Source organism: Streptomyces sp. NBC_01264 (assembly GCF_026340675.1).
Taxonomy (GTDB): Bacteria; Actinomycetota; Actinomycetes; order Streptomycetales; family Streptomycetaceae; genus Streptomyces.
Genome location: NZ_JAPEOX010000002.1, coordinates 1,492,390 through 1,514,922 on the forward strand (window position 1 = coordinate 1,492,390; position 22,533 = coordinate 1,514,922).

A 22,533-nucleotide genomic window follows, 5' to 3' on the forward strand; every position below is an offset into this window, starting at 1 on the left:
AGCGCGGTCAGTACGACTCCGATGCCGAGACCGCCGAGGAGCGCGGCGGGCAGGAAGACCTGGGCGTACGAGGTGGACTCCCCGGCCCAGCCCCACAGCAGCAGCCAGCCCGTTGGCGGCGAAGAACAGCGATCCGACGGTGACGGCGGCCCCTTGAAGGCGGGCGGGCACCCGGCGGCCGACGAAGAGCGCACCGGCCATGGCGAGGACGGCGCCCGGTGTGACGCCGAAGCCGGCTTGCAGGACCGAGTAGTCCCAGCGCTCGACGAGGTAGGAGGGGCCCGTCAGCAGCCAGGCGTACATGGCGACGCCGAAGAGCAGCGCGCCGATGTTGGCGCGGGCGAACAGCGGGTCGCGCCACAGGTCCCGGTCGACGGCCGGGGCGGGATGGCTGCGCGAGCGGCGCAGCGCGAGGGTGCCCGCCAGGGCGCCGCCGATGACCAGGGCGAGCACCTTCGGGTCGGTCCAGCCCCACTCGGCGCCCTGGGAGAGCCCGGCCACCACTCCCGCGATGCCGACGGCGAGGGCCGCCGTACCGACGGGGTCGGGGAGCCGGCGTCCGGCGCGCGGCTCCCGGGGGACGATCCGGGCGGCGGCCCAGCCGACGGCCAGGCCGAGCGGGACGTTGACGAGGAAGATCGCGCGCCAGTTCCACCACTCGACGAGCAGTCCGCCGATGCTGGGGCCGACGGCCGCGGCCAGTCCGCCCGCCGCCGACCAGGCGCCGAGGGCCGCGGCCCGGCGGGCGGGCGGGGCGTGGGCGAGTACGAGGCCCAGCGCGGCGGGGATCATCCCGGCGGCGGCCGCTCCCTGGAGGGCTCGGGCCACGATGAGCAGGTCGGCGGTGGGGGCCGCGCTGGCGGCGAGCGAGGTCAGGGTGAAGGCGAGGGTCGAGCCGAGGAAGAGGGTCCGGCGGCCGAGGGTGTCCGCGAGCCGGCCGGCCGCGGCGAGCAGGGCGGCGAACAGTACGGCGTAGGCGCTGACGACCCAGGTCAGTCGGGCCGTCGGCACCTCGGGGAAGGCCCGGCGCAGGTCGGGGAAGGCGACGTTGACGACGGTGGCGTCGAGGAAGGCGAGGAAGGCGAGGAAGGTGACGGCGCTGGCCAGCGCGAGCACCCGCCCGCCCCCGGATTCGGGAGCGGAGACGGGAGCGGAGACGGGAGCGGACGCGGGCGCGGTCGGCTCGGGGCGCGTGGAGGTCATCGGGTGGCTCCCGCGGTGCCGGCCGGGCTCGCCGCACGGGCATGGGAGGGGGCCCCGCTCAGGAACTCGACGGTGGTCGCGATGGCTTCGGGGTCGAGGAGGATGCGGCGGTGGCCGAGTCCGCTCGTCTCGATCAGGCGGGCCCGCTGCCCGTAGGCCGCCGCGAGGGCGCGGGACTGGCCGGGGGCGGCGGTGTCATCGTCCGCGTCGTGCACGAGCAGGATCTCCGAGGGGATCTCCCCGGGGTTGCGGCACGCGTCGAAGCGGGGCCAGATGCCGGGCTCGGCCGGGAAGAGCCGGCGTTGGACGTGGCGCCGCATGGCGTCCTCGACGGCCTGGTTCACGCCCAGCATCGCGCGGAACCGTTCGGCCAGGAAGTCGAAATCGGCGATGGCCCCGATACCGGCGATCCGGTCGGCCCGGATCCCGTCCCGCAGTGCGAAGAAGGTGGACACCACTCCGAAGGAGTGGGCCAGGACGGCCGAGAAATCCCCGTACTGCGCGTGCAGTCGGCGGATGATCTCGCGCTGGCGGCGGATGGTGGTGGCCCGGCCGCCGGACGCGCCGTGGCCGGGTGCGTCGAAGGAGACCACGCTGCGCCCCTCCGCCAGCAGCGCCTCGACGAACCCGGCGAAGCGCGAGGCGCGCGAGGTCCAGCCGTGCACGACGAGGACCGGCCGGCCGCCGTCGCCCCAGCGGTACGTGGTCACGGGTATCCCGTCCACGACGAGCCGCCCGGTCACGGCCCGGGCCATGACCTCCGCTTCGCCCGGCTTCACCTTCGGCCGGCCGAGGGGCCGTACGAACAGCGCGAACGCCACCCGCCCGACCGGGCCCGGGGCGACCCGGGCGGTGATGTTGAGGGTCGTGCTCAGGAGTGAAGCCATGGGGTGCATGCCCGGTTCTCCGGATCTCCTCAGAGTGGCCAGACGGCGCTGGCGGGTCAAGGTAGTGAAGAAATATTAGCACGATCGTTCGTGTTGTTATGGAGGGATCATGCGAACCCTCTTCCCGCGCGGCCGCCCTCGCCACCGAAAGTAGTCGACGTCGATCCACGCACCGGGTGAACTGCCTTCGCCATCAGGGACTTTGATGACCCGACCGACTCCGGCCGACCGGATCGGGGGGTAGCCCCACCTCTGGTCGGGTGGGCCGCCGGATGTCCCCGTCCCCCGGCCACCCCGGATCCTGTGACGGGTCAAGGGCTTCGGCGGCGAACGGGGACAACACGATGACCGGCACACGCACACGCACACGCACACGCATACGCACACGCATACGCACACTCACACGTACGGGCGCGCGCCGGCGCGCGGCCGCGGCGGCGGTGCTCCTCGCCCTCGTGGTCACCACCGCCGGCCCCGCCGCGGCCGCCACCACCACCGCGGGCCGCCCACCCGCCGGGCCGGTCACGCCGGTCGGACCGGTCGGGATCTGGCAGCTCGACGGCTACGGCACCGTGCTCCGCGCGGAGTCCGGACGGCTCCAGGAGTACCAGGTCACCGGGATCAGCTGCCTGCCCGGGGCGAGCGCGCGGCGGCTACCGGGCGGCGGGAGCTCCGCGGCCTTCCGCTACGCCACCGAGGACGGCGAGGTGCTCACCGTGCGCCCCGGATCGGTGCGCGTCGACGGCTCGGTCGGCGACCGTGCGACCCGCCGCCTCACCTCCCTGCCCGAGCGGTGCCGCGAGGCCCAAGAGCCCGGCCCCGCCGCGGACCCGGTCGCCACCTTCGACGTGTTCTGGCAGACCTTCGCGGAGAACTACCCCTTCTTCGCCGCCAAGGGCGTCGACTGGAACGCGGTCCGCGCGAGCCACCGCCCCCGCGTGCACGCCGGCACCACCGAGGACGAACTCTTCGCCGTCTTCGAGGAGATACTCGCCCCGCTGCACGACGCGCACGTCCACCTCTCCGACGGCGCCGACCGGTTCTTCGGCGAGGTACGCCCGGGCACCGTGATGCCGACCCTTGAACTCGAAACCCGCGTCAAGGCGTACATCCAGGAGGTGGCCCTCGGCGGACGGGCCCCGCAGGAGTTCGCCCAGGGACGCATCTCCTACGCCGACCTGCCCGACGGCCGCGGCTACCTGCGCCTCTCCGGCTTCGGCGGCTACACCGGGAGCGGTGACTTCGCCTCCGAGAGTGCCGAACTCGACCGCGTCCTGGAGAGCGTCTTCACCGCCGAGCGCACCGCCCGCCTGCGCGGCCTGGTCATCGACCTGCGCATCAACGGCGGCGGCTCCGACGAGCTCGGCCTGCGCCTGGCCGCCCGGCTCACGGACCGCCCGTACTTCGCCTACGCCAAGCGCGTGCGCAACGACCCCGCCGACGCGACCCGGTTCACCCGCCCGCACCCCCTGTACGTCCAGCCCGCGCGGGGCCCCCGCTACACCGGACCGGTCGCCGTCCTGACCGGCGGCTCCACCGTGAGCGCGGGCGAGACCTTCACCCAGGCCCTCCTGGAGCGCCCCGGCCGGACCGTACGCATCGGCGAGCCGACCCAGGGGGTCTTCTCCGACGTCCTCGGCCGCTCCCTCCCCAACGGCTGGGAACTCGGCCTGCCCAACGAGCAGTTCCTGACCCGCACCGGGAAGACCTTCGACGGCCCGGGCATCCCGGTCGACGTCACCACCCCGGTCTTCACCCAGGAGGAGTTCGACGCCCACCGCGACTCCGCCTTCGCCGCCGCCCTGCGCCGCCTCCCCCGCGCCTAGGCCGTCTCTTTCGGATCTTGCCGATCAGTCCTCGTGCTTCGCGCGGCTCGGCTGTACCCGCTTGGGCTCGCCCGGCATCTTCGGGTAGTCCGGGGGGTACGGCATGTCGCCGAGGCCGTGGTCGTGCTCGTGGCGGTCCGCCAGTTCCAGCGCGGCGTCCAGCGCGAAGGCGTGCTCGTCCATGTCCGCGTGCAGATCGCCCAGTTCCGCGAAGCGGGCCGGCATCGTCACGATGTCGAAGTCGCGCGGCTCCGCCGTGTCCAGCTCGTCCCAGCGCAGCGGTGCGGAGACCGGGGCGTGCGGGCGCGGACGGACGGAGTAGGCCGAGGCGATGGTGCGGTCGCGCGCCGTCTGGTTGTAGTCGACGAAGATCCGCTCGCCGCGCTCCTCCTTCCACCAGGCGGTGGTGACCTTCCCCGGCATCCGGCGCTCCAGGTCCCGGCCGATCGCGATGGCACACCGGCGGACCTCCGTGAAGGTCCAGCGCGGCGCGATCGGCACGAACACGTGCAGGCCGCGGCCGCCCGAGGTCTTGGGCCAGCCGCGCAGGCCCAACTCCTGCAGGAGTGCGCGCAGTTCGTGGGCGACAGCGACCGCGTGGTGATAGTCGGTGCCCGGCTGCGGGTCCAGGTCGATGCGCAGCTCGTCGGGACGGTCGGTGTCCTCCCGCCGGACCGGCCAGGGGTGGAAGGTGAGGCAGCCCAGGTTGGCGGCCCACAGGACGGCGGCCGGCTCGGTCGGGCAGATCTCGTCGGCGGTGCGTCCGCTCGGGAAGGCGATGTGGGCGGTGGGGATCCAGTCGGGAAGGTTCTTCGGGGCCCGCTTCTGGAAGAAGGACTCCCCCTCCACCCCGTCCGGGAACCGCTCCAGAGTCGTGGGCCGGTTGCGCAGAGCGCGGGTGATCCCGTCCGCGACCGCGAGGTAGTAGGCGGCGACGTCCCCCTTGGTGAGGCCGCGCTCGGGGAAGTACACCTTGTCCGGGCTGGACAGCCGGACGGTCCGGCCGCCCACCTCCAGCTCGATCGCTTTGCCCGCTGCACCCATGTGCGCCACGGTAGGCCGACCCGCGCGGCCCCGCACACCGAGCGGGCCCGGGCACCGCGCCCCAGAATCGGAGACATGGATCTGCCGGTCATGCCACCCGTGAAGCCGATGCTCGCCAAATCCGTGTCCACGATCCCGCCGGGCATGCAGTACGAGGCCAAGTGGGACGGCTTCCGCGCGATCGTCCACCGGGACGGGGACGAGATCGAGCTCGGCAGCCGCACCGGCAAGAGCCTGACCAGGTACTTTCCCGAGCTGGTGACGGCGCTGAAGGCCAATCTCCCCGACCGCTGCGTCGTCGACGGCGAGATCGTCGTCATCCAGGGCGGGCGGCTCGATTTCGACCGGCTGAGCGAGCGGATCCATCCCGCCGCCTCCCGGGTGAAACGGCTCGCCGAGACGACCCCGGCCTCGTTCGTGGCCTTCGATCTGCTCGCGCTGGACGACGAGGCCCTCCTCGACACCCCGCTCGCGGACCGCCGCGCCGCCCTGACCCGCATACTCTCCACCGCTCGGCCCCCCGTTCACCTCGCGCCCGCGACCACCGACCCCGCGCTCGCACAGGAGTGGTTCGAACGATTCGAGGGCGCCGGGCTCGACGGGGTCGTCGCCAAACCCCTCGATCTCCCCTACCGGCCCGATGCCCGCCTCATGTTCAAGATCAAGCACGAGCGTACGGCCGACGCCGTGATCGCGGGTTTCCGTTTCCACAAGAGCGGTCCGATTGTCGGATCGCTGCTCCTGGGCCTGTACGACGCCCACGGCGCGCTCCAGCACGTGGGTGTCTGCGCCGCCTTCCCGATGAAGCGCCGCGCCGAGCTGATCGACGAGCTCGAACCGCTCCGGATGCCCGGCCCCGAGGGCCACCCGTGGGCGGCCTGGGCCGAGGAATCCGCCCACGAGAGCGCCCGAATGCCCGGAGCACAGAGCCGCTGGACCGGAAAGAAGGACCTGTCCTGGGTGCCACTGCGCCCGGAGTGGGTCTGCGAGGTCGCGTACGACCACATGGAGGGCGACCGGTTCCGGCACACCGCGCAGTTCCGCCGCATGCGGCCGGACCGGGAGCCGGGGAGCTGTACGTACGCCCAGCTGGAGGAGGTCGTCGGCTACGACCTGGCCGAGGTCCTGAGCGCGAAGGCGACCTGAGGTCCGCCGCACGGCCGGCTCGAACCGCATCGAATCCGGTGATCCCGGCAGGGATCGCCGGGCCCGGTCCGATCATGGGATCCCTCCCCGGGAAGCACCGGCAGGCGTGTGCGAAACTACGGGCCCACCTGCGGGTACCCGCAGAAGACCGAGGCCACCCGCAGCACCCGCACGTGCCACGGGTACCGAGGTGAGAACGACGCGGACGCGCATGAGACGTCCCCTGCTCCCCACGGCACTGGTGCCGGCCGTACTCGCCGTGGCGGTGCTCAGCGGCTGTGGCGGCGAGGTCCGCACGTCCACCGGAGCCGGTGACGGCGCCCGGCCGCTCCTGCCACCGCGTCGGCATCCCCCTCCTCTAAGCCGGCCGCACCGCAGCGGAGTTCGCAGGCGCCCGCCGCGGGACAGGGCGCGCTCGACTACGACCCCGAGGCGGACGCCGGGGCCGACATCGAGGCCGCGCTCGCGGCGGCGAAGCTGGACGGCCGCCCGGGCTCATCGACTTCGGCGCCGACTGGTGTCTGGACTGCCGCGTCCTGACCACCCGGTTCAAGCAGCCCGGAGCCTCCGCGCTGCTGGCCAAGTACCACGTGGTGAAGGTGAACGTTGGCGAGTTCGACCGCAATCTGGACGTGGCCGAGCGCTACGTCGACCTGAACACGAGCGGCATACCCGCGCTGGCCGTCCTGGACTCCGCCTCCGGCCGGATCAAGGTGGCCACGAACCAGGGCGAGTTCTCCAGCGCCCGCAGCATGTCGGCGGCGCAGGTCGAGAAGTTCCTGACGCGATGGCTGTAGCCGTCCCGCTCCGGACCCGCCGCGCGCGGGCCGGTCGCGCACGGGCCGGTCGCGCGTTCGCCGTCGCCCTCACGGCCCTGCTCACCGGGTGCTCGGGCCCCGGTGAAAGGGTGAGGACCGCGGAAGCCACCCCCTTCACCGCCGGCGGAGTGGCCGTCAGGGTGCGGGCGGAGTCCCGCGAAGGCAGCGTGCGGATCCTCGCGGAACTGCGGCCCGAGCAGACGGGTTTCCACCTCCACGGCCTCGACCTTCCGAACGACGGGATCGACGGGATCGGCATCCCGACCCGGATCCGCGCCGAAGGCGGCCTGGGGGCCACCGGACAGGCGACCACCGACGCGAAGCCGCGGATGCTGCGTCCGGCCGGCCTGGACGTCGCGCTGCCGGTCTACGCGGACGGGACGGTCACCCTCGAGCTTCCGGTCCGGCGGCTCGGAGGTACCGACCGCGCGAGGGTGCACCTCACCTACGGGGCCTGCAGCGAGACCGGCGGCTGCCTGCCCCCCGTCCGCGACCACGAGGTGATTCTCCCGCTCGACTCGCTCGGCTCGCTCGGCTCTCTCGACTCGCTCGACGCGCCGGCCCGGTGAGCCCGGCCGGCCCGGCGAGCTGAGGAAACCGCCCGACCCGGCCGTCAGCGCGCCGTCAGCTCCTCCCACGCCGCGCGGCTCGGGCCGGCCGCGTTCGGCGTGTAGTCGGGGTGCGCCTCCAGCCATCGCGTCACCCGCGCCCGGATCCCCGGGTCCGCGTACGCCCGCTCCGGCGGGTCGGCCAGGTGGCGGACCCTCGCGCGTGCCCGCATCACCTCCGGGTCCTCCAGCGCGCAGTCGAACAGCGCCGCCACCTCGCGGGCCGTCCCCGCGCGCCCGGCGCGGGTCGCGAACCGCTCCCCGACGGCCCCGTCGGCGACCACCTGGAAGTCGAACCACGGTTTGAGGGTGCGTACCGTCCATGCGTGGTAATCGGCGGCGAACCCCACCGACCCCGGGTCCCGGTGCGCCGTACGGGCCACCCTGCGCGCGGCCCACAGGGTGAGCGAAGTGCCCTGACCGAGCGTCGGGTTGGTGTGGGTGGCGGCGTCTCCGACCGGAACGAACCCGCTCACCACCGGCCCCCGCTCGTCGGCCAGGGCGCTCCAGCGGTTGTCCAGGCCGGCCGTGGCCAGTACCCCGGACAGCGGTTCGGCGCCCAGTCCCAGCCAGGCCGCGCCGGGCGGGAAGGTCCGCGCGGCGGTCTCGAACACGGCCGGATCGCGCAGCGCGGAGCGTGTGGCGTCCCCGGTGTGCACGAACAGCGTCACGGCGAACAGCCGGTTGTCGGCCGGGAAGACCGCGCACCCGGCGAAGCTGCCGCCCGTCACCGCCCAGGGGCGCCGCGGCCCCTCCTCGCGGCCCTCGGGCAGCCGGTACCAGCGGCAGAAGTAGGCCAGGCCCGTGCGGTGCCGCTCCACGACGCCCGGCCGGCAGCCGATCGCCGCCAGCCACCGTTCGGAACCGCCGCGCCGGCCGCCCGCGTCCACGACGAGGTCTCCCCCGTATGTCCCCGCCTCCGTGGTCACTCCCGTCACCCGTATCCCGGAAGCAGCGGCCCCGGCCGCGACCAGCCCGCTCACCGGCTCCCCGTACCGCGCCACCACTCCCGGCTCGGCCCGTACCGCCGTGGCGAGCGCGCTCTCCAGCACGATGCGCCGCGCCTGGAGCATCACCAGGTCCTCGTCGCCGGGCCGCGCGGGCGGGCGTACGTCGAACCAGTCCAGCTCGTGCCGCTCCCGGGCTCCGAGCCGGAGCATCTCGGCGTGGACGTCCGGCAGTTCCTCGCGCAGCAGTCCCCGTGCGGCGCCGAGCAGCACGTGCGGCTGGTTCGCCTGGGGCACCGTGGTCCGGTGCCAGCCGAAGAAGTCCCGGTCGAGGGCTGTGCCGGGGGCGCGCGGATCGCGTTCGAAGAGCTCGGCCGTGTGTCCGTGGCGCCGCGAGCAGCGCGGTGGCCAGCCCTCCTATGCCCCCGCCGACGACCAGCACGTGTGCCATGGAACCCCCTTGGACCGGTCGGACCGATGGGGCGGGTCGACCGGTGAGTCGACGAACCGATGCGCCGTACGACGATCGGACCGCGAGAAGCCTGCGCGGGCGGCGCCTGGCCGAAACCCGCGCGGCCGGCTGGGACGTAAGGTCACAGCGGGGCGGCTCCGCAGGCCGCCCCCGTGACACCGACCCACCCGAAGGACTCCCATGAGCGCAGAAGCCGGCGAACCCACCGAGCGCGCCGTTCCCCGCCCGCACGCCGTCGTCGGAGTCGGCGTGATCGTGGTCGGCCACGACGGCCGGGTGCTGCTCGGCCAGGCGCACGACGGGCGCTGGGAACTGCCCGGCGGCAAGGTCGACCCCGGGGAGGGCTTCGAGCAGGCCGCCGCCCGCGAACTGGCCGAGGAGACCGCACTGCGGGTCGCCCCCGAGGAGATCAGGATCGTGTCCATCATGCTGGCCGGCAGCTCCGGCACCGACTCCGACTCCGACTCCGACTCCGGCGCCCGCTCCGGCCCGACCCGGCTGACGGCCGCGGCCTTCACCTCGGCCGCCGAGGGCTCCGCCACGGTCACCGAGCCCCACAAGATCGCCCGCTGGTCCTGGTTCGCCCCGGCGGAGATCCCGGCGGCCCTCTACGCCCCGTCGGCGGCGGCCCTGCGCGCATGGCGGCCCGACCTCGCGACGCAGCTGCCCCCCGTACCGTCCTACGACTACCCGACCACCGCATCGCCGGACCCGGCCGGCGGCCCGGGACCGCGCTGAAGGCCCGCCCGCGCGCCGGTGTCCCGGCGCGGCAGCGGCTCTCAGACCGCGCTCACCGCCGCCGTCGTCGTGGCCACCGTGACGGCGACCATCGCCAGCTGCATGTCGCGCAGTGCGGTGCGTATGCTCTCGGCCGCCCACTGCCCGTCGGCTATCTCCGCCGTGCGCGCGGACACCTCCTTGCGCGGGACTTCCGGGAAGGCCAGGCCGTGCAGGCGGACCGCGTGGATCACCGCGATGAGGCCCGCGGTGCGCTCGTCCGGCTCCGCGCCCTTGGGGAGCGCCGAGGCGAGCCGCTCGCGCAGTTCGCGCTCGACCTCACCGTCGGCCTCCGGATAGCGGCGTACCGGGAACACCCCGAGGGCCTTGCGCCGCTCCTCCACGACCACCCCGCGCCCGCACAGCCGCTCCACGACCGGGCCAACGGCCTTGGCCTGGTCCTTCGTCAGCCATTCGGTCACCCGGCGCCTGGGCCGGCCGCGCATCCAGACCCGTATCGACTCGATCCGGCCGTCGAGCAGTTCCTCTCCCGTGGGCGAGGTGTCCACCAGCTCCAGGTACTTGCCCGAGACCCGGACCCGCTCCGCGAGGACCAGTTCGAGCAGGAGGGCGCCCGCCACGGCCCAGTTCACCGACTGCCGCTGCTTGACCGAGCCGGACTCGTCGTCCAGCGACAGCAGCATGATCTCTTCAGCCAGCGTGATCCGCATCCGGCACCCCCGCACCCGTAGAACCCGTAGAACCCGTAGAACCTGTAGAACCTGTAGAACCTGTAGAACCTCTAGAACCTGTAGAACCTGTAGAACCAGTCTCCCCACCAGACGTCCACGCCCGCCCGGAAGTTCCCTGCTCCCGGCTCCCTCTTACGGCCGCCCCGCCATCGCGCGCGGGGCGAAGTTGCCGTCCCCCAGGTCCTCCGCCAGCAGGCGCTTCGCGATCGCGTCCGCCGCGGCCCGCAGCTCCGCGCTGCGCGGTCGGCCCCGGTCCTTCTCCAGCTGGTCGCCGAGCCACTGGGCCCACGCGGCCGAGATGACGCCCGCTTCCCGCTCCCCCGCCGGAGTCTGCGCGTAGAAACCGTTCTGCCGCGTCATGTAGCCCTCGTCCACCATCCGTTCGAAGACCGGCAGCAGTACCTCCGGGGGCAGGTGCCGGCGCGAGGCGATGAGTCCCAGGCTGGCGTACCCGACGGTGCGGGTCATCAGGTCCACCTGCATGACCGCCCAGGCGCCCGCCATGTCCAGCCGGGTGTCGGAGGATTTCACGATCCCGCGCGCCGTCTCCGGCCCCATGTTCCGCACCAGCTTGCCGACCGCCAGTTCCAGCAGCTTCGCCGAGTCCCCGGAGGCCGTGGCGGGCGAGCCGAAGCCGTCGCCCATGTCCGTGGAGCCGGCCCGGGCGCTGTCGCGCAGCTTGACCTGCTTGAGGAACAGCGCGACGACGAAGCCGACCACGGCCACCGGCACGGTCCACAGGAACACCGTGTGCAGGGTGTCCGCGTACGCGTTGATGACCGGCCCGGCCGCCGCCGGATCCAGCCCGTGCAGGCCTTGCGGACTCTGCGCCGCCACGGCCAGTTGCTGCGGGTTCTCGCCGGTGGCGCGGGCGGCCTCCGCGACTCCCTTGGCCAGGGCGGGCTTCAGGGTGTTGGCGTAGATCGTGCCGAAGACGGCGGTCCCGAAGGCGCTGCCGAGCGTACGGAAGAAGGTGACGCCGGAGGTCGCGGTGCCGAGGTCGGCGTAGTCCACGGTGTTCTGCACGGCGATGGTCAGCACCTGCATGCACAGGCCGATGCCGGTGCCGAGCACGAACATGTAGAGGGATTCCAGCCAGGCCCCGGACTGCGGTCCCATGCGGGACAGGAGGTAGAGGCCGAGGCCCATCACGGCGCAGCCGACGATGGGGAAGATCCGGTAGTGCCCGGTCTTGCTTGTGACGTTGCCGCTGAAGACCGACGCGATCAGCAGGCCGATGACCAGCGGCAGCGTCCGTACGCCCGAGACGGTGGCCGAGTCCCCGTCCACGTACTGCAGGTACGTCGGCAGGAAGGTCATCGCGCCGAGCATCGCGAAGCCGACGACGAAGCTGAGGACGGAGCAGACCGAGAAGACGGGGTTGCGGAAGAGCCGCATCGGCAGCATCGGTTGTGCGGCGCGCATCTCCACCAGGCAGAACAGTGCGAGCGCCAGGACGCCGCCCGCGAAGAGCCCGACGATGAGCGGTGAGCTCCAGGCGTACTCGTTGCCGCCCAGACTCGTGCCCAGGATCAGCGCGCTCGCGCCGATCGCGACCATGGCGATGCCCAGGTAGTCGATGACCGGCTTGCCGGCGGCGCGCACGGAGGGGATCGTCTTCGCGGCCGCCACCACGACCAGGATCGCGATCGGCACGTTGACGTAGAACGCCCAGCGCCAGGTCAGGTGGTCGGTGAAGAGTCCGCCGAGCAGCGGCCCGATCACCGTGGCGACGCCGAAGACGGCGCCGATCGCGCCCTGGTACTTGCCGCGTTCGCGCAGGGGGACCACATCGGCGATGAGTGCCATCGCGGTGACCATCAGCCCGCCCGCGCCGATGCCCTGGATGCCCCGCCAGACGATGAGCAGGGTCATGTTGCTCGCGAGGCCGCACAGGAACGAACCGGTGATGAAGACGATGGCGGAGACCTGGAAGACCAGTTTGCGGCCGAAGAGGTCGCCGAACTTGCCGACGAGCACGGTCGCGACCGTCTCGGTGAGCAGGTAGGAGGTCACGACCCACGACATGTGGTCCCCACCGCCGAGGTCCGCCACGATCGTGGGCAGCGCCGTGCCCACGATCGTCTGGTCCAGGGCCGCGAGCAGCACGCCGAGCATGATCGTGCCGAACACGATGTTGCGCGAGCGCCGGTCGAGCACGGGCGGCGGCGCGACGGATATGGCGGGGGCGGCACCCTCGGCTGTGGCTGCACCTTCGGCTGTGGTCACATCTCGCACTCTGCTGGCGCGCACGCCCGGCCGCATGCGGCGTTAGCCCATCCGCGCGGCGCGTCGGCCCGTCAGCGCAGGTAGCCCAGCCCCGGGTGCTCCGCCGCGTATCCGGCCACCAGCCGCCGGGCCACCCCGACCGAGTCGACCAGCGGGTGCAGCGCGAAGGCCTTGACTGCGTCCGCCCGCGATCCGCTCGCCGCCGCGGCGAGGACCTCGCGCTCGGCGGCCTTGACCGAGGTCACCAGACCGACGGCGTGCAGCGGCAGCGGATCGACGGCGACCGGGTGGGCCCCGTTGGCGTCGACCAGGCAGGGGACCTCGATGACGGCCTCGGCGTCGAGCACCGACAGGGTCCCGCGGTTGCGGACGTTCAGGATCAGGGTGGCGCGTTCGTCCCGGGCGATGGCGCGCATCAGGGCGAGGGCCACCTTCTCGTACCCGCCCGACTCCAGGTCGCTCTCCTCCCGCTCGCCGACCCCCGCGACCTCGCGGTTCTCGGCCATGTACGTGGCTTCGCGCTCGGCCCTGGTGCGGTCCCAGGCGGCCAGCGCCGCCCCGGGCGCCGGATCCGGCCGCCCGGCCTCGGCGTAGAACCCCTGCTGCTGGTCGCGCAGGAACGCCCCGCGCGTCTGTTTGACCTCCTGGTAGGCCCGTACCGTGTCACGGTTGAAGTAGTAGTAGTGCAGGTACTCGTTCGGGATCGCGCCGAGCGAGCGCAGCCACTCGGCCCCGAACAGCCGGCCCTCCTCGAAGGATTCCAGCGCCCGCGCGTCGGCCAGCAGCCGCGGCAGTTCGTCGCGGCCGCCGATCCGCAGCCCGCGCACCCAGCCCAGGTGGTTGAGGCCGACGTAGTCGATCCAGGCCTCCCCGGGGCGGGCGCCGAGCAGCCGGGCGATCCGCCGTCCGAGCCCGACCGGCGAATCGCAGATGCCGATGACCCGGTCCCCGAGCTCCTCGGCCATGGCCTCGGTGACCACTCCGGCCGGGTTGGTGAAGTTGATCACCCAGGCGTCCGGGGCGGTACGGGCCACCCTGCGCGCGATCTCGCGGGCCACCGGCACCGTCCGCAGGCCGTAGGCGATCCCGCCCGCGCCGACCGTCTCCTGGCCCAGCACCCCCTCGGCCAGGGCGATCCGCTCGTCGGCGGCGCGCCCGTCCAGCCCTCCGACACGAATGGCCGAAAACACGAAGTCGGCGCCGCGCAGGGCCTCGTCCAGATCGGTGGTGGCCGTGACGGCCGGGGCGTCCGCGATCCCCGCGGCCTGGTCCGCGAGGACCCGGGCCATGACACGGAGCCGGCCGGAGTCCTCGTCGTACAGCGTCACGTGCGACACCCTGCCCTCGGCGCGATCGCCGAGCAGGGCTCCGTAGACGAGCGGTACCCGGAATCCGCCCCCGCCGAGGATCGTCAGCCGCACGCCCTTACCGCCTTTCGCAGTGCACCGGTGCACCAGTGCCACGTTTCCGTGGCCCCAGTCTCCCCCGCCGGATCACTCCACCGGCGACGGCACGGCCCTCAGCCGCGGCGGCTGGTGCTGCTGCGATCCCGGACCGCCCGGCAGCGGACCCGTCGGCAGGCCCTGCGGCGCGGAGAGGACCAGTGTCATCCGGGTCAGCCCCATGCCGTCGAGCATCGGGCCGGATTCCGCCACCATCCGGCAGCGCACCAGGCCCCAGCCCGGGTCCGGGTGGCGCACGGTGCGTACGGCGCCGTCCTGTTCGGCGGCCCCGGCCCCGCGGGTCGTCAGCCAGTGCGGCACTCCGTACCGGTAGGCGGCCTCCATGAACGGGTCACGGGCCACCTCCTGACGGATGCTGCGCAGCCCCTCGTCGTCGGGGGCGGCGGCCAGCGCCGTGGCGAAGCGGGCCAGCAGCGGTACGCACCAGGCCGGTTCGTGGTCCTCCAGCACGGCCGCGGCGTCCGGGTGGAACAGCACGAAGCGCAGGAAGTTGTCGTCCGGCAGGGCGGTCGGATGCGGGCGCACGGACTGGAAGAGCCGGTCGAACGCCGAGTTGGTCAGGGCCACGTCCCAGCGGTGGTCCACGAGGAAGCTCGGGTACGGCACGGCCTCCATGAGGGCCGCGTAGTCGCACAGGTAGTCGCGCTGCGCCGGGTCGTCGGGCAGCCGGTTGTCCTCGGCCGCGCGCCACGTGGGCGGCGGGTCACGGTCGACCATGATCCGGAAGAGCCAGAAGCACTGCCGCTCGCTCATTTCCAGGGCCTCGGCCAGGGCGAGCAGCTTGCGGTCCGTCCACTCCTTGACCAGGCCGCGCTCCCAGTTTCCGTACGCGCGCACGCTGATGCGCAGTCGCGCCGCCAGGTCTTCCTGACTGAGCCCCAGCTCCTCCCGGCGCTGGCGCAAAATCTCCTTGCGTCGCTCCGACCGCACGGCGCCGCGTGCGGACTCCTCGCCCGCGAGGCGCTCCCCACCGATGTGGGCGAGGCCATCGGACGGGCCCACCGCTGCGAGATGTGGCACCGAGAGCTCCCCCCTCTTCTATACGGTCTGGATCTTCATTTCCGTGTGGCGATCCTGCTACCGACTTCATTCGAGTGTCAACTATTGTGGCAATTCCAGCCTCTTGGCAGCTCGTTCCCGCCACAGATGTGGCACGTTCTAGCCGTACGGACCGAGACCGGATAGATTCCAGAGGCCGACCACGTGCCCGCACCCCCGACCTCGCGCGATCTAGGAGAACCACTGGTGACAGACGGCTTCCCGGCTCCCGTCGCGGTGGCCAACACGCTCCTGGCAGCCACCGTCACGCGAGTCGCAGAACTCGCAGGCAAGCTGGGCCGCGACCTGAACCAGGTCTTCGACCTGCGCCGCCTCTCCGAGGCTTCGGGCGTCCCCGCCGACGTGGTGCGGAGCCTGCTGGACGGCCGGCCCGCCGGCGAGCCCGATCTCCAGACCCGTTTCCTCCAGCGTCTCGACCTCCTGCGGCGCACCCGTGTGAAGCCCAACGGCCGCCGCTACACGCAGCAGGAGATCGCCGACGGCGCCGCCATGTCGCGCCAGCAGGCCGGGGCTCTCATCAACGGCGACCGGCGGCCGACCATGGAACACTGTGACGCGATCCAGCGCTTCTTCGGAGTGCACGCCGGATTCCTCACCGCCCATGACGCGGACGCGCTCACCGACGCCCTCCAGCGCACCGAGCAACAGCTGCTCCAGGACTTCGCGGGACGCGCCCGGGAAACCGCATCCGCTCCGGCCGCTTCGACGGGCGATCCGCTGGCAAGACTTCTCCAGAACCACGGCGTACGGGGCATCGCCTGGAGAGCCGCCCAACTGCCCAGCGACAAGCACCGGGACAAAGTGACCGAATGGCTGGACATGCTCCTCGAAAGCGTAAAACCGAACGAATCCTGACCCAGTCGAAAGTCTGGGTCTGATCCTTGAGTCCTGATCCGGATCCGCGCCGACGGGGAGAACGGTGAGCATAGGCAGAGAGCAGCGGCGGTTGTGCGGGGAGCTGGTGGCAGGCATCAACCTGACCGCGCCCGTGGAGCCCGTGGACCTCTACGCCGCCCTCTGCGAGGGCATGAGCAAGCACCGCGGCCGCCGGGTGGAGTTCCGGATGGCCTCGTTCCCGCCGGGAACGGCCAGCGGCCTGTGGCTCGACATGGCGGACCGCGATCTGGTGGTCATCGAGGAACGCACCGCGCCCGACCACCAACTGGTGATCCTCGGGCACGAACTGTGGCACATGAAGGCCGGCCACTGCAGTCACCACGTCGACGGCGCCGCCGTCGCCGCCCGGCTGCTGACGGACGAGGCCGACATCGGCGAGACCGTGCGACGCGTCGCCGCGCGCACCCGCGCCGACGTCCAGGAGGAGACCGAAGCGGAAACCTTCGGTTTACTGCTGGGCAGCCGGTGCAGGACCTGGCTCGCCGGATCGGCGAGCCACCGCGCACCGGCACAACGTGATCAGCTGGCGGGCCGCATCGAGGCCGCGCTCGGATACCGGGGGCACAGGAACGACCATTGAAAGGCCAGGACTACTACACGCCGGCAGCCGCGATGGCGATCGCACTCGCCTTCAAACTGCCGACGCTACGGAAAAACTGGCGCGATCCGCTCCTACGGTCGGTCTGCGCCCTGCTCACCCTGGCCGGCGCCGTCTTCACCTTCGCCGCCCCGCCCACGATCGCGGCGGTGAACCGCTGGACGGGCATACCCAACTTCTCCGCCCCGTTCGTCTACTGCCTGATCACCGCCTTCAGCGCCGCGTGCCTCGTGCTCATCGTCAACTGGCGCGGTGGCCCACCGGAGGAGACCCGGCGCGTCTCGCGCGCCTGGATCCTCGGCTACTCCGTCGTGATCGTGGTCCTGATGGTGCTGTTCGCCCTCGGTGACAGTCCGGTCGAGCGGCTGCGGGACTTCGACACCTACTACGCCAACACCCCCTTCACCCGGGAGATGATCGCCCTCTACCTGGTGGCCCACAACGTGGCCGCCATCGTGATGGTCGCGATGTGCTGGCGCTGGTCCCTGCAGGTGCGCGGCTGGCTCCGCGTCGGCCTCGTGATCATCGTCATCGGGTACGTCTTCAACCTCTGCTACGACGCCACCAAGATGACCGCCGTCGTCGCCCGGTGGACCGGCCACGACCTGGACTGGCTGAGCACCTCGGTGGCACCGCCCGTCGCCTCCATCGGAGCCAACGTCAGCGCCATCGGCTTCGTCCTCCCGCTGGTCTTCCAGCGGCTGTCCGACAGCTGGCAGTACTGGTCCACGTACCGGCAGCTGGGCACGCTCTGGCGCGAGCTGCAGGCCTGCGGCCCCAAGGGCGCCCCCAGCGTACGGATGGCCTGGTGGTCCGCCGTGGAGCTGCGGATGATCCAGCGCGAGTCGGACATCCACGACGGCTTCCTGCACCTCGGCCCGTACTTCGACCGGTCCCACCGGGACGACGCCCTCGCGCGGGCCGTCGCCGCCGGCGCCGACGAGGAGACCGCGCGGGCCGTCGCCGACGCGGCCATGGTCGCGGCCGCCGTGCGGGCCCGGGCGGCCGACCCCGAGGGCCGGGTCATCGGGGCCAGTGACGAGGGGGCCCCGCCGCCCGCCGACGGTCCGCGCGACCTCGTGCGGATCTCGCACGCGCTGCGCAACTCCCGCGTGGTGGCCGAATGCCGGCGCCAGTCCTCCCTGTCGGGGAGCTGACCACCGGTCTCCAAAACCGGTGGTCAGCTCCCGGAGGCCAGGGTCAGTGACGGGAACAGGTCCTGGAACGGGGCCGCCGAGTCGATGCCGTCCCGGCCGAAGGGAGCGTCGAAGCTCCACACCATGAACAGCAGGAACACGATCAGCGCGCTGAACAGCCCCGCGAGCAGCAGCTCCCGGCCCGAACGCCGGATCTGCAGGGTGAAGATCAGCCCGACGGTGACCAGCCCGCCCGCGACCAGCCCCAGCCAGACCACCCCCGGCAGCGTGGACTCGTCGCTCTGCGTCCGCTCGTGGCGGGCGTCGTCGGCGGCCGCGATGTGGTCCAGCAGCGGCTGGTAGGCCTGGGCCTGGAGTTCGTTGCCCGGGCTCTGGTGGGTGACGTCGGAGCGCAGCTTGCCGAGGAGTTCGCCGCCCTCCGTGGACACCGGGGCCCCGGAGGTCAGCCGCGGCCAGTCCACGGCGACGGTGTGGGACACGTACGCGTTGACCTCGCCGCGGATCCGGTCGCGCACGGCGGCCGGATAGACGTCGGCCCGCTGGGTGACCTCGTACAGGGACTGGGCCTCGCGGCGCACGCTGTCCTCGGCGGCGCCGCGCGCCTCCCAGACGCCCGCGATGGCCAGGCCGAGCACGATCGCGTAGACCACCCCGACCATCATCACCATGTACTCGAGGACGTCGGGGGTTTCGCTGGTGTCCTCGTCGTCGGCGACCCGGCGGTGCCGGATCGCGGTGAAGGCGAGGACGAGGGCGCAGACGAGCGCCATGGCGATGGCCAGGACCAGCCATTCGGACACGAGGGTTCTCCGTAGGTCGAGACGAGCGGACTGAACGTGGAGGAGCGGGGCTTAGCCGCGGCTCCTGGATCGGGGCCGCAGCGCGACGGCCGCGAGCACCGCCGGGGTGGTGACGACGACCATGAGCATCAGGGTGGACATCCCGTCCGGGCCGCGTCGTGCCAGTGCCGCCGAGTGGTACGGGCGCACGTGGAAGCGCCCCGCCGCCACCGCCCCCGCTGCGACCCGCTGCGGAGCCACCGCTCCGCCCGGAGCCGCCTGCGCCGCCCCGGGCCTTGCCTGCGCCGTCGGCCCCGGGCCGGGCTCCGCCGCCGCGCCGGCCGGCGCGGGGACCGCCGGCCCCAGCCCGGGGTGACGCACCGTCGGCGCGGCCGGGCCGGGCCCCAGCACCCGGGTGGTCGGCCGGACGGCCGGAGCCGGAGCGGGGGCCGACGCGGACGACGCCGGCGCCGCAGGCGGCCCCGGCCGCGACCCGGCGGGAACGCACAGGTCGACCCGGGCGCCGCGCCCGTGGCCGTCCCCGGCCACCGCCACGTGACCGTGCAGCGGGCAGAGCGCCGCCACCAGGCCGGCCCCGGCGAAGTACTGCCAAGCGGTCACCGCGCGTTCTCCCGATTCAGCGGCAGGGATGAGGACTACGTCTGAAGAAACGATCACGGCGGTGCTTCGACACGCGGCAGACAGGTCAAGATCGGCCCTCGGAAGGCCACTTCGGGCCACGCCGGGTCCGGCCCGGTCCCGGGCCCCGCCCGGCTGCGTACCGCCGCAGCCCGGCGGGCACGCCCGCACGCACCACCCCGGCGCACCCTCGAGCGCCCCGGCTCCCGTGGCCGGCGTTCACCCGCTCGGCCCACTCCGCCGCGGCGCGGCCCGCTCCCCCCGCCGATGATCGGAGAACCCGATCCCGCAGCTCAGCGGGGTCGCCCCGGGGAGCACAGGGACGGTGGCAGGTGGACGCGGACGGCTCGCAGACCCTCGAAGCACAGGTCGACGCCCTGATGGACGACCTCCGGGCCGATCTGGAACGGCTCGCTTCGATCCCCTCGGTCGCCTTTCCCGGATATCCGCCGGAGCCGGTCCTGGAGGCGCACGACCTGATCGTCTCCCTGCTGCGCGAGGCGGGCGTCCCCACCATCGAGCGGATCGACCTCCCCGACACCGCCCCGGTCGTCTACGGCGAGATCCCGCCCCCGCACCCGGACGCACCGACCGTCCTGCTCTACGGGCACTACGACGTCCAGCCCGCCGGCAACCCGACCCTGTGGCTCTCCCCGCCCTTCGAGCCGACGCCCGTGGCCGGGGTCCCCGGCGCCCTGCGGGCGCGCGGGATCGCCGACGACAAGTCGAACGTGATCGCGCACCTGGGCATGCTCCGGGTCTACGGCGGCCGCCCGCCCGTCGGGATCAAGCTGGTGATCGAGGGGCAGGAGGAGTACGGCAGCCCCTTCGACGACTACCCGCCCACCGATCCGGACCGGTTCGCCTGCGACGCGATGGTCATCGCCGACCTCGGCAACCTGCGGCCCGGCACCCCGACCCTGACCACCGGTCTGCGCGGGGCCTGCGAGGTCATGGTGGAGGTGCGCACCCTCGCGGAGGCCCGGCACAGCGGAGAGTTCGGCGGAGCCGCCCCCGACGCCCTGCTGGTCCTGCTCCGGGCGCTGGCCACCCTGCACGACGAGCACGGGAACGTGGCGGTGCCCGGGCTGCGCCGCGATCCCTGGGAGGGCACGACCTACACCGAGGAGGAGTTCCGCGAGCTGGCCTCCGTACGGGACGGGCTGCCGCTGATCGGCACCGGCTCGCTGGGCGAGCGGCTGTGGAGCGGGCCCGCGGTCACCGTGATCGGGCTGGACGCCCCGGACGTGGCGGGCGCCGCCTCCGCCGTGGTCCCGTACGCGCGGGCCAAGCTGAACCTGCGGTTCCATCCGCTCCAGGACCCGAAGGAGGCCCGCACCGCGCTCGTGGAACACCTGCGCGCGCAGCGCCCCTTCGGCATCCCGCTCACCGTCACTCCGGGCGACACGGGCCCCGGCTTCGAGGCGCGGACGGGCGGACCGGCCTACCGGGCGGCCCTGACCGCGCTGAAGGAGGCCTGGGGCACCGAGGCCTCGTACGTGGCCACGGGCGGCTCGATCCCCCTGGTGAACGGCCTCGCGAGGGCGGCTCCGGACGCGGAGGTGCTGCTGTTCGGCGCGCAGGACAGCATGTGCAACCTGCACGCGCCGAACGAGCGGGTGCTGCTGTCGGAGGTGCGCAACACGGTGGTGGCGATGGCCGCCTTCGTCCGGGAGTACGCGGCGGACTTCGGCGCGGGGCGGGCCACGAAGTCCCCGGGAGGCGAACGGTGACCACGACGCCTCCGGCCCCGCCCCAGATCCCGACCGTGCAGGCTCCGCCCGAGGAGCCGCCGCCCGTGCGCAGGTTCTCCTTCCCCAGCGCGCTGACCATCCTGGCCATCGTCACCGTCGCGATCTGGCTGCTGGCCTTCCTGATCCCGGCCGGCGAGTACGACCGCGACGACAGCGGCTCCCCCGTCTCCGGCACCTACCACCGGGTCGAGGGCACGCAGAGCTTCACCGATCGCCTGAACGACCTGTTCCTCTCCCCCGTCAACGGGCTCTACGGCCTCCAGGACCCCAAGACCGGCCGGGTCGGGCCCACCCTCAGCGGTGATCTGTACGGCAGCGCGGGCGTGTTCCTCTTCGTGCTGGCCATCGGCGCCTTCATCACCGTCGTGTTCGCCACCGGCGCCCTCGACCGCGGCATCGCCCGCCTCGCCCACCGGCTGCGCGACCGCGGGGCGCTGCTGATCGCCGCCGTGATGGTGGTCTTCTCGATCCTGGGCACCGTGGAGGGCTTCGCCGAGGAGACCCTCGGGTTCTACGGACTGCTCGTGCCGATGATGCTGGCCCTCGGCTACGACCGGCTGGTCGCGGTCGGTGCCAGCATCCTCGGCGCGGGCATCGGCGTGCTCTGCTCGACGGTGAACCCGTTCGCGACCGGCGTGGCCTCCTCGGCGGCCGGGATCTCGCTCGGCGACGGGATCGGGCTGCGCTTCCTCATGTGGATCGTGCTGACCACCGTGACCGTCCTCTACGTGATCCGGTACGCGCGACGGGTCCAGAAGGACCCCTCCAAGTCGATCTGCGGGTTCCTGCCCGGGGACCGGGAGCAGAAGGCCACCGGCGACGAGGAGGCGGAACCGGAGCTGACCCGGCTGCACAAGACCGTGCTGGTCCTGCTGGTCCTCGTCTTCGCCTTCATGATCTTCTCGGTGGTGCCCTGGTCGAGCGCGCTCACCGGCGACGCGGACGCGACCCCGTACGCCTGGGAACTGGACTGGTCCTTCGCCCAGTTGGCGGCCCTGTTCATCTGCGCGGCCGTGCTCATCGGCCTGGTCGCCCGGATGGGCGAGGCCAAGCTCAGCTCCACGCTCATCCAGGGCGCCGCCGACTTCATCTCGCCCGCCCTGGTCATCATGCTGGCGCGCGGGGTCACGGTCATCATGAACAACTCGCAGATCACCGACACCGTCCTGCACTCCATCGAGGGCGTGGTGAAGGGGACTTCGTCGGGAATCTTCGCGATCATCGTCTTCCTCGTGAACCTCCCCCTCGCCTTCCTGATCCCCTCCACCTCCGGGCACGCCACGCTCACCATGCCCATCCTGGCCCCGCTCGCCGACTTCGCGGGCGTCTCCCGCGCGCTGATGGTGACGGCCTGGCAGTCGGCGAGCGGCTGGATGAACCTCTGGGTCCCCACCACCGCCGTCACCATCGGCGGTGTCGCACTGGCCAAGGTCGGCTACGACAAGTACCTGCGCTTCGTCTGGCCGTTGCTCGGCATCCTCTTCGTGATGATCTGCGGGTTCCTGGCCCTGGGCGCCGCGATGTGAGGGTGCTCTCCG

The 22,533-nt window shown here is 72.7% G+C and carries 19 protein-coding genes and 1 pseudogene; 10 read left to right on the forward strand and 10 right to left on the reverse strand.

Going from position 1 to position 22,533, the window contains the following annotated elements; translation table 11 throughout:
- Window positions 1-102: 102 nt before the first annotated feature.
- Together OG435_RS39780 and OG435_RS39785 are read right to left on the reverse strand one after the other, a co-directional pair.
- Window positions 103-1,203, reverse strand: a pseudogene (locus OG435_RS39780) (MFS transporter); the annotation flags it as partial.
- Entirely contained in the window at window positions 1,200-2,090 is an 891-nt protein-coding gene (locus tag OG435_RS39785; RefSeq protein WP_266884800.1) for an alpha/beta fold hydrolase, read from the reverse strand. The gene OG435_RS39785 and the pseudogene OG435_RS39780, both read right to left, overlap by 4 nt.
- A gap of 344 nt (window positions 2,091-2,434) precedes the next feature.
- On the opposite strand from OG435_RS39785, the gene OG435_RS39790 reads away from it, so the two are divergent.
- Window positions 2,435-3,916: a S41 family peptidase gene (locus OG435_RS39790; protein WP_266884802.1), complete on the forward strand. Its 1,482-nt coding sequence runs from the start codon at window positions 2,435-2,437 to the stop codon at window positions 3,914-3,916.
- A gap of 24 nt (window positions 3,917-3,940) precedes the next feature.
- Here the strand turns inward: OG435_RS39790 and ligD are convergent, their stop codons facing one another.
- Window positions 3,941-4,960 carry a non-homologous end-joining DNA ligase gene (gene ligD, locus OG435_RS39795; protein ID WP_266884804.1) on the reverse strand — a complete coding sequence of 340 codons (1,020 nt, stop codon included), beginning with the start codon at window positions 4,958-4,960 and terminating at the stop codon, window positions 3,941-3,943.
- Between the two features lie 75 nt (window positions 4,961-5,035).
- Here ligD and OG435_RS39800 point away from each other — a divergent pair, with 75 nt between their 5' ends.
- From OG435_RS39800 to OG435_RS39810, 3 genes are all read left to right on the forward strand, one after another.
- A complete protein-coding gene (locus tag OG435_RS39800; RefSeq protein WP_266884806.1) occupies window positions 5,036-6,106 on the forward strand; it encodes an ATP-dependent DNA ligase in 1,071 nt (356 codons plus the stop codon).
- Window positions 6,107-6,603: 497 nt separating this feature from the next.
- Window positions 6,604-6,903, forward strand: coding sequence for a thioredoxin family protein (locus tag OG435_RS39805; RefSeq protein WP_266886495.1), 300 nt, complete (start codon window positions 6,604-6,606; stop codon window positions 6,901-6,903).
- Window positions 6,894-7,493, forward strand: coding sequence for a protein-disulfide reductase DsbD family protein (locus OG435_RS39810; protein ID WP_266884808.1), 600 nt, complete (start codon window positions 6,894-6,896; stop codon window positions 7,491-7,493). Before OG435_RS39805 ends, OG435_RS39810 begins: the two co-directional genes overlap by 10 nt.
- Window positions 7,494-7,537: 44 nt before the next feature.
- Here OG435_RS39810 and OG435_RS39815 read toward each other — a convergent pair whose 3' ends face one another.
- Complete coding sequence (locus tag OG435_RS39815) at window positions 7,538-8,776, reverse strand: NAD(P)/FAD-dependent oxidoreductase (protein WP_266884811.1); 1,239 nt, start codon at window positions 8,774-8,776, stop codon at window positions 7,538-7,540.
- Window positions 8,777-9,131: 355 nt separating this feature from the next.
- On the opposite strand from OG435_RS39815, the gene OG435_RS39820 reads away from it, so the two are divergent.
- Window positions 9,132-9,689 (forward strand): NUDIX domain-containing protein, encoded by a 558-nt coding sequence (locus tag OG435_RS39820; RefSeq protein WP_266884813.1) that lies wholly within the window; start codon window positions 9,132-9,134, stop codon window positions 9,687-9,689.
- A 41-nt stretch (window positions 9,690-9,730) separates the two neighbouring features.
- Here OG435_RS39820 and OG435_RS39825 read toward each other — a convergent pair whose 3' ends face one another.
- The 4 genes from OG435_RS39825 to OG435_RS39840 all read right to left on the reverse strand — a co-directional run bounded on the left by OG435_RS39825 (window position 9,731) and on the right by OG435_RS39840 (window position 15,132).
- Window positions 9,731-10,399, reverse strand: a complete 669-nt coding sequence (locus OG435_RS39825) for a GOLPH3/VPS74 family protein (RefSeq protein WP_266884815.1) — start codon at window positions 10,397-10,399, stop codon at window positions 9,731-9,733.
- Window positions 10,400-10,552: 153 nt separating this feature from the next.
- Complete coding sequence (locus OG435_RS39830; RefSeq protein WP_266884817.1) at window positions 10,553-12,685, reverse strand: MDR family MFS transporter; 2,133 nt, start codon at window positions 12,683-12,685, stop codon at window positions 10,553-10,555.
- Window positions 12,686-12,720: 35 nt separating this feature from the next.
- Entirely contained in the window at window positions 12,721-14,070 is a 1,350-nt protein-coding gene (locus tag OG435_RS39835; RefSeq protein WP_266884819.1) for a 6-phospho-beta-glucosidase, read from the reverse strand.
- Between the two features lie 72 nt (window positions 14,071-14,142).
- Window positions 14,143-15,132: a helix-turn-helix domain-containing protein gene (locus tag OG435_RS39840; protein WP_266884821.1), complete on the reverse strand. Its 990-nt coding sequence runs from the start codon at window positions 15,130-15,132 to the stop codon at window positions 14,143-14,145.
- Between the two features lie 225 nt (window positions 15,133-15,357).
- Between OG435_RS39840 and OG435_RS39845 the strand changes: the two genes are divergently transcribed.
- The 3 genes from OG435_RS39845 (at window position 15,358) to OG435_RS39855 (ending at window position 17,823) form a co-directional block, all read left to right on the forward strand.
- Window positions 15,358-16,026 carry a helix-turn-helix domain-containing protein gene (locus OG435_RS39845; RefSeq protein WP_266884823.1) on the forward strand — a complete coding sequence of 223 codons (669 nt, stop codon included), beginning with the start codon at window positions 15,358-15,360 and terminating at the stop codon, window positions 16,024-16,026.
- Window positions 16,027-16,090: 64 nt separating this feature from the next.
- Window positions 16,091-16,648, forward strand: coding sequence for a toxin-antitoxin system, toxin component (locus OG435_RS39850; protein ID WP_266884824.1), 558 nt, complete (start codon window positions 16,091-16,093; stop codon window positions 16,646-16,648).
- Window positions 16,645-17,823 (forward strand): MAB_1171c family putative transporter, encoded by a 1,179-nt coding sequence (locus OG435_RS39855; protein WP_266884825.1) that lies wholly within the window; start codon window positions 16,645-16,647, stop codon window positions 17,821-17,823. The genes OG435_RS39850 and OG435_RS39855 overlap by 4 nt, the downstream gene beginning before the upstream one ends.
- A 23-nt stretch (window positions 17,824-17,846) precedes the next feature.
- Here the strand turns inward: OG435_RS39855 and OG435_RS39860 are convergent, their stop codons facing one another.
- Complete coding sequence (locus OG435_RS39860) at window positions 17,847-18,623, reverse strand: DUF4239 domain-containing protein (RefSeq protein WP_266884827.1); 777 nt, start codon at window positions 18,621-18,623, stop codon at window positions 17,847-17,849.
- A 51-nt stretch (window positions 18,624-18,674) separates the two neighbouring features.
- A complete protein-coding gene (locus OG435_RS39865; RefSeq protein ID WP_266884829.1) occupies window positions 18,675-19,223 on the reverse strand; it encodes a hypothetical protein in 549 nt (182 codons plus the stop codon).
- Window positions 19,224-19,573: 350 nt separating this feature from the next.
- Between OG435_RS39865 and OG435_RS39870 the strand changes: the two genes are divergently transcribed.
- On the forward strand, window positions 19,574-20,974 hold the full coding sequence (locus tag OG435_RS39870) for a M20/M25/M40 family metallo-hydrolase (RefSeq protein WP_323188001.1): 1,401 nt from the start codon (window positions 19,574-19,576) through the stop codon (window positions 20,972-20,974).
- A complete protein-coding gene (locus OG435_RS39875) occupies window positions 20,971-22,521 on the forward strand; it encodes a YfcC family protein (protein ID WP_266884831.1) in 1,551 nt (516 codons plus the stop codon). Before OG435_RS39870 ends, OG435_RS39875 begins: the two co-directional genes overlap by 4 nt.
- Window positions 22,522-22,533 lie beyond the last annotated feature (12 nt).

Excerpts from the sequence above, each read along its gene's own strand:
- OG435_RS39785 (WP_266884800.1), bottom strand. The coding sequence starts at position 2,090 with ATGGCTTCACTCCTGAGCACGACCCTCAACATCACCGCCCGGGTCGCC.
- OG435_RS39790 (WP_266884802.1), top strand. The coding sequence starts at position 2,435 with ATGACCGGCACACGCACACGCACACGCACACGCATACGCACACGCATA.
- ligD (WP_266884804.1), bottom strand. The coding sequence starts at position 4,960 with ATGGGTGCAGCGGGCAAAGCGATCGAGCTGGAGGTGGGCGGCCGGACC.
- OG435_RS39800 (WP_266884806.1), top strand. The coding sequence starts at position 5,036 with ATGGATCTGCCGGTCATGCCACCCGTGAAGCCGATGCTCGCCAAATCC.
- OG435_RS39810 (WP_266884808.1), top strand. The coding sequence starts at position 6,894 with ATGGCTGTAGCCGTCCCGCTCCGGACCCGCCGCGCGCGGGCCGGTCGC.
- OG435_RS39820 (WP_266884813.1), top strand. The coding sequence starts at position 9,132 with ATGAGCGCAGAAGCCGGCGAACCCACCGAGCGCGCCGTTCCCCGCCCG.
- OG435_RS39825 (WP_266884815.1), bottom strand. The coding sequence starts at position 10,399 with ATGCGGATCACGCTGGCTGAAGAGATCATGCTGCTGTCGCTGGACGAC.
- OG435_RS39830 (WP_266884817.1), bottom strand. The coding sequence starts at position 12,685 with ATGCGGCCGGGCGTGCGCGCCAGCAGAGTGCGAGATGTGACCACAGCC.